7 protein-coding genes are annotated in these 13,765 nt (G+C 45.4%); all 7 read right to left on the minus strand.

Annotated features, from left to right (window positions below; genetic code table 11):
* Positions 1–6 precede the first annotated feature (6 nt).
* The 7 genes from OI18_RS18350 to OI18_RS18380 all read right to left on the minus strand — a co-directional run bounded on the left by OI18_RS18350 (position 7) and on the right by OI18_RS18380 (position 13,696).
* On the minus strand, positions 7–2,076 hold the full coding sequence (locus OI18_RS18350; RefSeq protein ID WP_039142478.1) for a helix-hairpin-helix domain-containing protein: 2,070 nt from the start codon (positions 2,074–2,076) through the stop codon (positions 7–9).
* Complete coding sequence (locus tag OI18_RS18355; RefSeq protein ID WP_152616879.1) at positions 2,073–2,867, minus strand: hypothetical protein; 795 nt, start codon at positions 2,865–2,867, stop codon at positions 2,073–2,075. The genes OI18_RS18350 and OI18_RS18355 overlap by 4 nt, the downstream gene beginning before the upstream one ends.
* A gap of 114 nt (positions 2,868–2,981) precedes the next feature.
* Positions 2,982–3,950: a BT_3987 domain-containing protein gene (locus tag OI18_RS18360; protein ID WP_039142481.1), complete on the minus strand. Its 969-nt coding sequence runs from the start codon at positions 3,948–3,950 to the stop codon at positions 2,982–2,984.
* Between the two features lie 41 nt (positions 3,951–3,991).
* Positions 3,992–5,452 (minus strand): SusD/RagB family nutrient-binding outer membrane lipoprotein, encoded by a 1,461-nt coding sequence (locus OI18_RS18365; RefSeq protein WP_039142483.1) that lies wholly within the window; start codon positions 5,450–5,452, stop codon positions 3,992–3,994.
* A gap of 32 nt (positions 5,453–5,484) precedes the next feature.
* The gene (locus OI18_RS18370) at positions 5,485–8,706 is read right to left on the minus strand and encodes a SusC/RagA family TonB-linked outer membrane protein (RefSeq protein ID WP_039142485.1); all 3,222 of its coding nucleotides are present in this window, start codon (positions 8,704–8,706) and stop codon (positions 5,485–5,487) included.
* Between the two features lie 300 nt (positions 8,707–9,006).
* Entirely contained in the window at positions 9,007–10,437 is a 1,431-nt protein-coding gene (locus tag OI18_RS18375; protein WP_039142486.1) for a SusD/RagB family nutrient-binding outer membrane lipoprotein, read from the minus strand.
* A 13-nt stretch (positions 10,438–10,450) separates the two neighbouring features.
* Positions 10,451–13,696 (minus strand): SusC/RagA family TonB-linked outer membrane protein, encoded by a 3,246-nt coding sequence (locus tag OI18_RS18380; protein ID WP_039142488.1) that lies wholly within the window; start codon positions 13,694–13,696, stop codon positions 10,451–10,453.
* Between the last annotated feature and the right edge of the window lie 69 nt (positions 13,697–13,765).

A 13,765-nucleotide genomic window follows, 5' to 3' on the forward strand; every position in this document is an offset into this window, starting at 1 on the left:
AAACTGCTATTCATGCTTCTGCAAGTTTACTATTAACTGGCATTTCCAATCTGACTTTTGATTGCCGGAAATTTCATCCTGGCCGCTTCCGATTGACGATTTGTTATTGTACAATGTTTGTGCCCAACGTACCCACCAGGAAAAAGTTAATGACTTAAGCATCCTCAATGGTGGCAGTTTACCCTGGATCTGAAGGTAATATCGCCACCCTGAGTCAAAAAATGAAGGTATTGAGTATGTATATAAGACATCCCTTTCGTAAGCATAAATTCTGGACTCATAGCCATCAGTGTTAAAAAACTGGGATCTCACAGACAAGGTAATGGAAGGTTTTGCCAACTGGTATTTGGCATCTGCGTAGGCTGCAAAGCCGAATTGACGGTGATTGTCCTTATTATAAACCGCATAATCAAATCGCGAAGCGACCACTAACTGGCGGTTCAAAGTAAGTTCTGCATGCACACGAGCATTAAAAATCCTTTTCGAAACTGTCTCGTTCACTACATTTCCCTGGCCGTTCTCTGGATTTGCTGAATACCGCATACGAATATAGGTTTCCCATTTGCGTTTTTTTGTCCAGTTAACCTGTATCAAATATTCCTGCCCGGAGGATGGTGCGTCATTCCTGAATCGCAGCCATGGAAAATGGAAATGGTCAGCATACGCAGAAACAACCCATCCTTTGCTTAACATGAACTTCATACCAAGATAAAAGCCTGTTTCATTATTTACGTTTGAGCCCTCTGTAAGTGCTGATGCAAAAAACGCCTTGTAACCGGGATCGATTTTCCGGTAAACCAAAGACATATCAATGCTGCGATGTAGATTTATTATCATTCCCTGCAGTACAGCTGCCCCTTTGAAGCCCTTGGCCACCTCCCCGAAAAAGAATGCGTTCCTGATATGGTAATTGTAATGGGCGCCAGGGTTTAAAAGACTCTTACCCCTGAACGCATAATAATTATACGGTTCATTCGCTGGAATAAATTGATGGGAAAACCTGTATTGAATGATATTTATACCAGATTGTAATTTTCCCCGACGATATTCGAGATTTGCGCCCATGCAAATCATCCGCACACGATTCCGGTCTTCCAGTTCACCGGCCGTACGATGATAACCGGTTTCAGACAGGCTGCTTATAGCAGCGACAGAGGTATCATTGACGAGGTTTCCGGATAATTTCCGGTGAGAAATAAATGTTGTCAATTCAAAATTTCCGTATTGAAATGAGCCAGCCAATCCGCGATGAAAATTCCACTCTCCCGCTGAACGATAAGGTGCTAGTAAGTTGCCCTGCCTGAATACCTGAATCGATTCACCTGACTTTCCAAATGCGAGCCCCTGCCACTGCGTTAACCCCTGGCCTATATTCACAACATAATCACCAATTGCAAGAACTCTCAGAAAGCCATTTCCCCTTAGCATAACATGAAACCCAGTGAAATCAATTCCTTTTTTCACTCCCATCACCTCACCTGCATCTTTTTCACCCGATAGGCCCCACCATAGTCGTTGCCTGTACTGATAAGTATACCTGAAAAAAAACTTTGAGGGATCGCCGGAATATTTTTTGTGACTCACGCTGTCAGGAATATAACCTTTCGACTTTTCTACCACGGACCCGGTCCTGAGCAGCAATTGACTCTGCCCCTCTGCGATTATCTCCTTCCAGCTGACTGCTGATTCGATATCGTTTGAAACGGAGAGAAAAGGTAAAATCCTGCGGATTGTAATGATATCCCACCCCGGCACTGCCTGGAGTTCATACCTGCTGATAAAAGGTCCGAACAAATGGCGGTATTGAAAAAAACTTTGCAACTGCAATGGAGTCAGGAAGCTGAAAACAGAAAGCTGTTCCAACGAAACAGCATTGATATTAAGTTGCCGGCCTTTCAGAAAACTCAGCTGCAACAACTGTTCATCATTTTCAAGTTCGTTTTCATTTTGGGCTGCAAGCATTTCCAATGAACCTGACTCCTGCCCTGGTAATTCCTGTGCACTGCAATGCCTTGCAGAACCAGAATAAATCATAATAAAAAGGATCACCAAAGCTTTCATCTGCGTTGATTTCATTTTACATATAATAAGCCGATGCCTGGAGACCAACCTATAGAAGGCGCCCATCTGGTCAATGTCACAATACTGTATTTTCCTTTCGTCCACCCCAGCTCAATGCAATAGCCACCTGGATTAGTAGTGAAGCCAACCGCCGAAACAAGTCCTGAAATACCTGCATAACGGAAATTTGTAACCGTACTGACTTTCCGATTGTCGCCAATAGTTACTTCGAAATCGGTATACAAAAATTCTGACCAGTCTCTTCCAAAGCCTAAGCGTAGCCAGTGGAGTCTTTCATTTGAAGGAAAATTGTGGAGATACTCAGACAGGTAATGTACTCCGACCTTGCCTGTCTTATTACCTAATATGCATGAAAACCCGGCTGTCCATCGCGTATGATTGTTACCGGCTACGCTGACTGGCATTGCGCCAAATAGAACACCGAGGGAAATATTCTGGCAAAGCTGCTTACCTGCTGCGAGCGAGAGTGACAACCGTCGAAAATAATCATTACCGGAACTGCCAATATGCAGCCCGGCTCCGCCAAATGTTTGTAGTGGAAAAGTGAACTGGGCAGCTGCCGAAGACAAGCCAGGGATACCATATGGCCTGGTTGCAGCAATATGCAGACCTACGTTATTGATTCGCCCAAGTGCTGCAGGTTGCAGGAGCATAATTGCGGGCGATGAAAACCTGTCGCTGAAAATTCCTGCACCGGGGTGATTGGCTGGAAAACTCAGCAATTCCTGGTTGAATGCCGGGAACCAGGATAACAGAAACAATGCTGTACAAATACTTCGATACATACCGCAAGCTTGCAAAACAGCTGGTCATGTACAACCGTGTTAACACGGTATCAGGGGCAAAAAAAAAAGCTGCCATATTTCAGGCAGCCTTTTTTGACATTCGAAAAGAAACTATTATCTGTCACCTGTTCTCTTCATAGTCCAGTTAAACTTCACCCTGATGTGGGGTGCAGTAGTAATTACACTGGGCTGCTTCATGAAGAACTTAACCTTAATGGTTTTGGTTGCAGGATCATAGAAGTTTTCACCGGAAGGATCAATCTCGGCAGAGCGAGTGTTTCCAGCCGGCTGGCCATAAATATTGGTTACACTTACGATCTTATTGGTAGCCGGGTCAAAAGTGAATACCGGAGAAAATGAACCATAGCCTGAAACATCCGCACCGTTCATAATGGGTACGAAATAATCTCCCCAATAAACTGGATCGAATCCGTCTACAGTGTTTGCACCGGAAGTGATCAGGTTATATTCCATTGGGAACAGGCCGCCAAGAGCAGCGCCATCATCCTGCATGGTACCAGTCACTTCATAAGCACCATCCCACGCATTCTTTACCAGTACCTTAACGAGAACTGTTTTAGACGCGGAAATGGTTTTACCTGAAGCTACTTCCGTAATAGTAAGCGGAAATGCATATTGCTTGGAGAAGTCAATTTTCGTTGCATCTGTTAAACTGAACTTGATCTGCTTGGCAAATTCACCCGGAGCAAAAACCAGGTTGAATTTATCACCTGACAGCGCAGGAGTTGTGGTGTAGATGTCAACCGGCAGATATTCATATTCGGTTTCATTCTCTTCATTGTAAGCATCGAGATATGCCTGGTCAAGAGAAACAACTGCAGTTGCTTCTGTATTCAGGTCGCTTGAAGAAACCGCATCTCTTCTTACATCCATCAATATCCCTGTCTGGGGTGTAGAGAGCGGGTCAAATGCCAGCACCTTTTCTCCCGCATTCATTGCTTTAAATATGGTTGTACCTGCGCTTCCCAGTTCTTCAACTTCACCTGGCTTTTTGCAGGACGCAAAGGATAAACCCAAAGCGAGAAATCCCAGTGCGAAAGCTTTACTTAATGTTATGTTCATTGCTGAATTTTTTGTGTTCGATAATTTGATCAGGCAGAAAATTATTTATCCCACCACATGCGGCTATCCTGTGTATCACCACCCTGCAGACGTGCTGCAGCAGCTTTCACGTTTTCGTTGTTGGTACCATATTCATTAGTACCGTAAACGAACCTGCGGGGAATTTCACCAGTAGAGTTGCTAGCATATTCTGCAGGCGTCAGAACCGGGAAACCAGTCCTTCTCCATTCAGCCCATGCCTGCATTCCATCAGGATACAGCGCGATCCATTTCTGAGTACCGATCTTTTCAAGATGATCTTCAGTACCAAAAGAAACAGATGGATGGCCTAGATATGCAGCAGACTGAGATCCGTAGCCCCACTGGTCAAGTGAAGCAGTCACTGCCTGGTTGTAAAGCGCAGCAGGATCTTCTGATGTCCATCCCAGTTCAGCTGCTTCAGCTCTTGCAAAAAGGACTGTAGCCGCATTCATGATCACTACGTCTTCTGCATCACTGATAGATTGACCATCGAGAATAAGTCCCCAGCCGGAAGGAACAGTGATTGCGTGTGGACGGTCCAAACCGTAAGGGAAACCGGTAGTACTGGTTCCGAAGCGGCTGATCCGTGGATCGTTGAAATCAGACAGTTTATCAGTTATTGTGCTGGACACGGCATCATCGATACGTGAGTTAGTAACATAAGAAACATACCAGGGGTTCTGATAAGCACCGCCGGGGAAGTCGATCTTGGCATTGTCAGCGTTTGTGCTGATAGTGCCTGCAGGATGACTCAGAGCTGCAGCAAATTCAGTTGCAGCAAGTCCGCCCGCATTGGGATATACTTTACTCATGCGCAAAGCGATCTGCATGCGCAGGGAGTTGGCAAATTTCTGCCATTTTGCATTCGCCCCTTTATAGATTACGTCACCTGACATACCAAACCCATTATCGAAACCATCAACTGCTTCTTTCAATTCTGTAAGTAATGAAGCATAGATCTCTTCCTGTGTATCATACTTTGGAAGGAAGTTCTCTACCCCTTTCAACGCTTCAGAATATGGAACATCACCCCAGCGATCTGTAATTGTCCAGAAAGCATATGCTTTCAGGATACGCGCTGTTGCTATCTGGTTTGCGTTGGAACCGGAAACCGCAACTGCCTGTTTGGTTTCTTCGCTTGTGTTGAATAACAGGACGTTCTGCAAATCCATCAGGAATCCGCTATAGTTCTGATGGAATTCCAATTGCGGTACACCGTAAAGTGATGCTTCCGGGTACTGTGTTTCAGCAAAGAACTGAGCATAATAACCAGGACGTGTATACGCAGAAATTGCGAGGCCATTTTCACGACCGCCAAGTTCGGCGATAGCCCTGGTAAACAACGCACCTGTTACCGGTGTTGGAGTACCATTCGGGTTTACGTTCGTATCCTCGAAATCCTTGATTTTATTACATCCGGTAGTTCCGAATGCCACCGCGGTAGCAACCGCAAGAAGTGTCTTGTTGAATATGTTTTTCATTTTCGTTTTCTTTTTGATGTAAGCCAATGCACTTAGAAGTTCAGTTTCAGGTTAAAGCCGATAGACCTTGTTCCGGGGAACTGACCGTTCTCACCATACGTGTTACTGATTTCAGACGGATCGAAATCTCTTGTTTTGGCATAGATCAGCCATGGGTTGCGGGATACAACAGAGAAAGTAGCGCCTTGAATTACTTTGCTGATGCCCATTTTCTCCAGGTTGAAACGGTATCCGAGACTTACCTCACGAAGTTTAATGAATGTCAGATCGTGAATGCTGTTCTCAGAGATCTTGTTGGTCTGGAACTGGTGCCAGTATGTCTGAGCTTCTACATAATAGCTAACTGCTTTTCCGTCAGCATCTACACCCTCAACATGCACACCACCACCGTCAGCAACTGCATCACGGACTGGGTTGCCTTTATCATTGACTGTAGCTGTTTTCGCAGTCAGACCAGAGAATGAACCCCAGAAATCTGAAAGGGAGAAAAACTTACCACCGTGTTGGTAGTCAATGTTGAAATTCAGGTAAAAGTTCTTGTAAGAAATGCTGTTCTGAACACCACCTGTGTAGTCAGGAAGTACTGAACCGAAGTACACTTCAGCCTCACGAACGTGAAGTCCATTGGCATCAAGTACTGGCTGTCCGTTGATACGCTTGAAACCAGGTCCGAAGAGCTGACCCCATGGCTTACCTACTTCGTTTACAACGTATGCACCATAAGTTGTCGCAAATGCACCTGAGTTATCATAGGTGATCCTGTTAATACCAGGTGCGATGTCAACGATTTTGTTCTCAAGAAGTTTCGCATATGTAGCAGAAATCTCCCACTGGAAATCCTTTGTGCGGATCGGAGCCACGTTAACAAGCACTTCCACACCTTTTTTCGAAATTTCACCCACATTGGTCAGGTATTGAGAGAAACCTGATGTACCTGTAACTGGAAGAGGTAAGGGGAAGTCCTTAACTGTACCATCCCAGTAAGTGAATGCAAATCCGAAACGGTTCTTCATGAATTTCATGTCAAGACCGAGTTCACGCTGAGTTGAAACGGCACCTTTAATAGCCGGGTCAGGCAGCTGGTTCGGAGTGTTCATCAGGATATTACCATTCCACTGGTTAGTCGCAATAGAATAGTTGAATCCTGTCTGGTACGGAGTAAGTGCCTGAGGAATTTCACCCCATGATGCACGCAGTTTACCATAAGAAATAATCGGAGCGATATCTCTCAGCAGGTCACTGAATACGAAGCTACCACCGAAGGATTTGCTCAGGATTCCATTGTCGTTAGCAGGGAGAGTTGAGAAATAGTCCTGGCGCAGGGTAAATTCTGCAAACAGCATGTTTCTCCAACCCACGTCACCTCTTACGAAACCTGAACGATATTTAGAATCTTCACGGTAGTTACGGTAGCTGATCGGGTTTTTAGAGTTGTTGAGGGCAAAGAAGTCAGGAACAACCAGGCCATTGTTGGTATTGGCATAGATATCCTTGTATTTGTTCCTCATGATATCGAAACCAACGTTCGCGTTAACTGAGAAGTCTTTGATCTTTTTGTAGTAAGATAACAGACCTTCAAAGTTTTCACGGTTAGAATAGCTTTCCCTTGTTTCGTAGTAAGCCTTGGTACCAGTCTGTGTTGCACTGCTTTCAATGATTGATTTTGTCTTGTACTCAGAGAAAGTAGTCAGCTGGTTCTTACGGTAAGTAAGCTTAACCTTCAGGTCATTTGTGATTTTGTATCCCAGTGATACATCACCGAAAAGACGGTCACGGTTGTTCAGGTTACTTACATTATCGAAATAAGAATAGAAGTTATACCAGTAGTTACCGCCATAGAAGTTAAGCGGGTTTGAAGCGTTATACACATCAGGGTTCTTGTGGTTCCAGCTGGCCAGTGCTCCTTGTGGAGAACGCAGGTCTTTCAACTCCTTCATGATGCCCATATCGAGATCACGATGGAACCACTGGTTAAATGAACCGGATGACTGGTTTGAATATCCGTCGTTGAATTCACCTCTTGTTACCTGGTTAAGGTAAGTGATATTGGCACCAAGCGTAAGGCGGCTTGTAACATCAACAGTTGTGTTCAAAGCGAGGTTATTCCTGTTCATGCTTGAATTCGGAATAAGTCCCTTTACACCCAGGTTAGTGTAAGAAAGACGAAACGTATAGTTGTCTGCAGCCTTTGAAAAGCTAACGTTGTTATTCAGCGTTACACCTGTGTTGTAGAAGTCTTTAGAATTATCTTCCTGCGGAGTGAGCTTCGCCGTCTTATAGGAATACTTGGAATCAGGGTACCATGCATACCAGGGAATGTATTCCTGTCCTACCATTCTCGGACCCCAGCTGGCGTCATCTGAATAGTCATGATAGTACTTTCCGTCGAGTGCCTGCCATTCTTCCGGCATTCCCGGCTTCCAGGTAAATTGCATAAGATCAGTTACACCACCACCAGCGTAAGAATTCTGGTAGTTCGGAAGGATATAAACCTTGTCGAAAGTAACACCACTGTTTACTTCAACACCGATACCCTTTGCATTTTTCTTAGCTCTTTTGGTAGTGATTACAATAGCACCGTTTGCACCTTGTGCACCAAAGATCGCAGATGCTGCAGGTCCCTGCAGTACAGTCAGATCTTCAATGTCGTCAGGGTTGATATCACCAGATGCAGATGTCGGAATTACCGTACCATCCACAACATACAGTACTTCTGAGGCTCCTGTAAGTCCTGATTCACCACGGAGACGCACAGACGCATATCCGTTTGTTCCCAATTTAGCAGCAGACTGGCTTCTTACCTGTACACCAGCTACTTTACCTGCCAGTGCGTTGTTAACGTCTGTCTGGCGGATCGTGTTAAGTTTTTCATCGGAAATAGATTGTACAGTTGAGCTTGTACTACGCTGCGTACGCTTCATGTTGTAAGCTCCGGTTACAACCACTTCCTGCAATCCCTGCTCACCGGCTCCCTGCAATGCAATACTAACCATGGACTGTTCGCCAAGGGTAATATTGTTCGCTTTCTGACCAATTGCAGACACCTCAATTACATCGCCGGTCTTTGCTTTGATGGTAAATACCCCGTTTACATCGGCTGAAACGCCGCCGGGGTGGCCTTTTACTTTGACTGATGCATAGGGAATGGGATTCCCCTTCTCGTCAACAATCTTTCCTGTAACAGTGCGAGTCTGGCCGAATGCTAATGAACAGCAAAGCGACCCGATCACCATTAGTGATAGGACTTTTCTCATGTCGTGTGTTTTAGTTAACGGGGCTCAAATTAGTGAGTAAACAAATTGTTAAAATGCCCGAGGCATAAAAAAGTAAGGTATTTTTAAAACTTTTTACATTACTTTACACATATTGTGATTTTAATTCATTCAATTCACCCCCAAAAATGACCGTTCACAAAATTTAGCGACCAAATATTTTTTTGGTAAAAAATCAGCTGATTCGGACATACATATCACAGAAAACCAAATAAAAAAGGCCCCGCTTTTGAGCGGGGCCCTTGATTATCAATCGATCAGATCGAATAATTATTAGATCCGTCAGAATTTATCCCAGAAAAGCTTGGTTTCAACTTTATCACCACCAATTGTGCTTGCCGCCTCGGTATAGTTAGCCGGGTTTAGCTGTTGCTCATTGTTAGGATAAGTGAAACGAGTTGGGAAGCCAGACTTTGGAGCGGCAGGCTCTGCCAGTTTCGGCTGATCAAGGCGTCTCAGTTCAGTCCAGCCTTCAACAGGACGGTTATGCAGAGCGATCCACTTCTGGAAACCGATCTTTTCCTTCCAATCACCAGCCGCTGTCAGGTAGTTGACATCAGGCCTTGCGAGGTACGCAGCAGCTTCCGCTTCAGTACCGCCCCATGCAAGGATGGATGCTTTGATCGCATTGTGATAGTGTTCAGCAGCAGTACCGCCAACTGCAAAACCTCTTTCGATAGCTTCAGCACGCAGGAATTCCGCTTCAACATAATCAATTACAACACCCGGCATATCAGGCTCTTCGAATTTTTCGCTTGGCCTTGCAGTGAGCGAATAAGTGTTGTTGGCACCAACTATACCACCATTGAACGCACCATCACTGTTCGGCGCAAAGAACTGCGTTTTGCGGGGATCACTCATCGCGGTGAGTTGATCCAGCAGCGGCTTACCTGCAACCATGTCCTGGCGACCACTCTGTACGAGGTCATTCCAGATCGGGTTGGTGTTCGGCGTAGTCTTCAGGTATTGGAAGATCGCATCATCAGCAGCAGAAGTAATCGCACCGGCGCTGGCCTGCTCGATCGCTGTCTGTGCAGTTGAAGTTTCAACATCGGCAACGGTCATGGCCATACGCATTTTAAGCGTGTTGGCAAACCTGATCCATTTTGCGATATTTCCCTGGTAGAAGAAGTCAGCACTTTCACTGAATCCTGCACCTTCGGTATTCAATGCTGCGATATCAGCATTGAGACGGGTCAGCAGGTCAGCATAAATGGTCTTAGCATCATCATACTTCGGGAACAGGTTATCATAGTCCAGCGCTTCCGAATAGGGTACATTCCCAAACGAATTTACCAATACGTTGAATGTGTACACCTGCATGATATCGATGATAGCCAGCTGGTTCTTCCTGGTGTCCTCATTCATTACAGCCACCGCTTCCACGTTCTTCTTTGACTCTTTCAGGTCTGCAAGAACATCACGGTACATCCTGGTCCACCATGCCTGGGGGATATTCCTGGTTGTGAAATCATAGTTCGGCTCGTCCTGGTAGGTAGTAGCCGCCCAATGCTGTACAGTAAAGCGCAGTACATTGGTATTTACATTCGGACTGTTCAATCCGTCCATCAAATTCCGTACACCATTCGAAAAAAGCATTTCAGCAGGTGCAGACGCCGGGTTCTTGGTCTCGTCATTGAAGCGGGAGATATCCTTTGTGCAGGATGCCAGCGTCATCAGAGAGAGGCCTGATATTATTAGATAATTTTTCATGTTCACTGGTTCTTTAGAATTTAATTTTTGCGTTTACACCGATCTGGCGGGTAGTGGGATAAGCACCACTCTGGTAACCCTGCGCATTACCTGCAGAAAGATTTTCCTCAGGATCTGAATAAGGTAGGTTCTTGTGGATGATCCACAGGTTCCTTCCGATCACAGAAAGATCAATTCCTTTTACCGGGCCGAGTTTAGAAACCATAGCAGTAGGGAAAGAATACGTAAGGTTCAATTCACGCAGTTTCACATAGCTTGCGTCGTACACGAAAGTGTGTGCAGGGTTGAAGGAATATCCATAGGTACCGTAGATGTTCTCAACACGGATATCATTTGGTTTTCCATCAGGTTTAACACCAGGAACAATAATTCCACCACCGTCTGCAACTGCATCACGTGAAGGATTGCCCTTGTCATTAAGTTGAGCAGTTTCCTCGTAGAGACCGGTAGCGAGACCATAGTACATGTCCAGTGAGAATACATCACCACCTTTCTTCACATCAATTAGGAAGCCCAGAGAAAGGTTCTTGTACTTGAAGGTGTTGTATACACCGCCAATCCAGTCAGGGTTCACATTACCAATAACATTGTTGGTGGTAGTCGTCATTTTGTAACGACCGTAGTTTGCATTTTTCTTACCGTTAGACAGAAGAGGAGCATCGTCTACAACACGCTGACCATCCAACAATACCCAGGTTTTACCCTGCAGTGTACCATAAGGCTGACCAACAGTTGCGTTTACAGAAACACCACCCTGGTAAGAAGCCAGCAACTGGTTTGTGCTTTCACCATACAGGTCAATAACCTCGTTACGGTTACGTGTAAAGTTTACATTCACATTCCAGGAGAAATTCCTTGTCTTAACAGGTGAACCATACAGAGAAAGCTCGATACCCTTGTTCTGGATATCACCAGCGTTCATCACTTTGCTGCTGTAACCTGTTGCAGTTGACACCGCAACTGAAGTGATCTGATCCCTTGTGTTAGTGATATAATAGCTCACGTCAAATCCTAAACGGTTTTTTAGGAATGCCATTTCCAGACCGACTTCCTTACTGAAAGTCCTTTCAGGCTTCAGGGTGTTGTTGTTCTTGGTATTAGGCAGGGTAAACAAAGTACCATTTCCAAAGGGAGTTGGTTTTTGATATACATCAGAGATGTATCCCCATGGTGCATCATTACCAACTTCAGCATAGTTTGCACGGAGTTTACCAAATGACAACCAGTCAATTTGCTTCAGGTGATGAGAGAACAACCAGCTACCAGATACTGAGTAGTAGTTATAGGCATTCTTATCAACAGGAAGTGTTGAAGAACGGTCCCTTCTGAACGATCCATCAAGCGTAAGGAAGTCACGGTATCCCAGGGTAACGCCACCAAAATAACCATCCACTGCTTTAGGCTGGTACGCTTCAGTTGGAGCAGTAATAGGGTTCACTGAGTTTGCCAGTGAATACAGTTTAGGAACTACAAGCCCACCGTTTGTCTGTGCGAATTCGCTGTTCAACGCAGACCTTCTCATGTTTACACCTGCAAGGGCCTTCAGGTTAAAATCATCATTGAGATCTTTATCGAAGTTTGCCATCAGGTCATAGTTCAACTCATGAACGTGACGGGTAAAGCGGCTATAGGACGCTGGATCAGCACTTCCCACAGCTATCCTTTCTTCCTGCAGTTCATCATAAGTATCTAATGAAACCCGTCCAAGGAAACTCAGGTAATCAGTCGCTTTGTAATTCAACGCTACGTTACCGAATACACGGTTACGGGTATCTGTTTCAAAGCTTTCGTTACGCATGAAATACGGGTTGTCAGAGTAGATGGGTACAAGTCCATCAGCAGCGGAAGGATCAGCCCAGTTCCATGTAATGTTCTGGCCGGTTCTCTTGTATGCTGCCTTTTGCTCCAGTACATCCACATTGGTCTGGAACCACTGGCGGAATCCCTGGTTAACGTTCTTACCATCATAACCGGTTCCATAACGGCCAGTACCATCAACTTTTGAGAAGTTAACAGAAGCTGAAGCTGTCAGTTTGTTAGTGAGGTTATAGGTAGAACCAAAGTTTACAATGTTCTTTGTAACACGGCTATTGGGAAGGATGCCCTTCTCATCGCTGCGGGTATAACCAAGTTTGAATGAACCCTTGTCGTTCGCACCATCGAGCATAATGCTGTTGTTGGTAGAGAAGGGATTCTCGAAGAACTCGACAGGCGTGTTCTTCGCAGCAACCCAGGGCCTTTTTTTCATGTAGTTGGGAGAAGTCGGATCAAATGCATCCCAATGGTACACCATAAGATTCGGATCGAACTTCTGACCGTAAGAGGCATCTTCAGTGGTAGGAACTACCCTGTCTTTTACGCCGTCGCCATCAACATCGAAATACAGGAAACCTGCATCAGGAGCTGGCGCACCGTAATCATATGCATAACCGGCGCCGTACTGGTCCTGGTATTTTGCATAAGTGTCCTTATCAATTGAACCGTAGGTAACACCGGAATTTACAGTTATACCCAGGCCTTTTTTACCTTTTTTGGTAGTGATCATGATCACACCGTTCGCAGCTCTTGAACCATAAAGAGCAGATGCCGCAGCACCTTTCAGTACGTTCAGAGATTCGATGTCATCAGGGTTGATGTCCGCTGCTGCGTTACCATAATCGTATCCACCGCGTCCGGTCTGTTGGTTGGAAGAGTTGGTATTGCTGTTGTCGATGGGAACTCCATCCACTACAAACAACGCCTGGTTGTTGTTCAACAGAGATTTCGCACCACGAATCACCACGTTGGTAGAACCGCCGATAGAGTTACCCTGCTGAATTTGCAGACCGGATACTTTTCCGGAAAGTGCAGAACCTACGTTGGCAGTTCGGGCACCGTTGATTTCATCACCCTTCAATTGCTGCGCTGCATAAGGGAGCGTGTTCTTGTTCCTCTTCACGCCTAATGCGGTTACTACCACTTCGCTCAGCCCTTCCTTTGTCTGCAGGGTCACTCCCAGAACGGTCTGTGAACCTACTGCTACTTCAAAAGATTCGAAGCTGATTGCGGAAAACTCAAGAACCGCATCGCCTTCTGCATCGATCTTGAAGTTTCCGTCTTTGTCGGCAGAGACACCTTTGCTACTGCCCTTAACCTTCACAGATGCAAACGGAACCGGGTTCCCTTTCGCATCCCTCACCTGCCCGGTAATCGGCCGGACCTGTCCGTATGCTATTGCCCCGGAGAACAATAACGCGAACATTAATGATGATTTCCTCATGTACGTGTGTGTTTTATGAGGCTGAAAATAGAACTGTTAATTTTTTATGAAATCCAAATCTGTGGTACT

The sequence above is a fragment of the Flavihumibacter solisilvae genome (assembly GCF_000814475.1).
GTDB lineage: Bacteria > Bacteroidota > Bacteroidia > Chitinophagales > Chitinophagaceae > Flavihumibacter > Flavihumibacter solisilvae.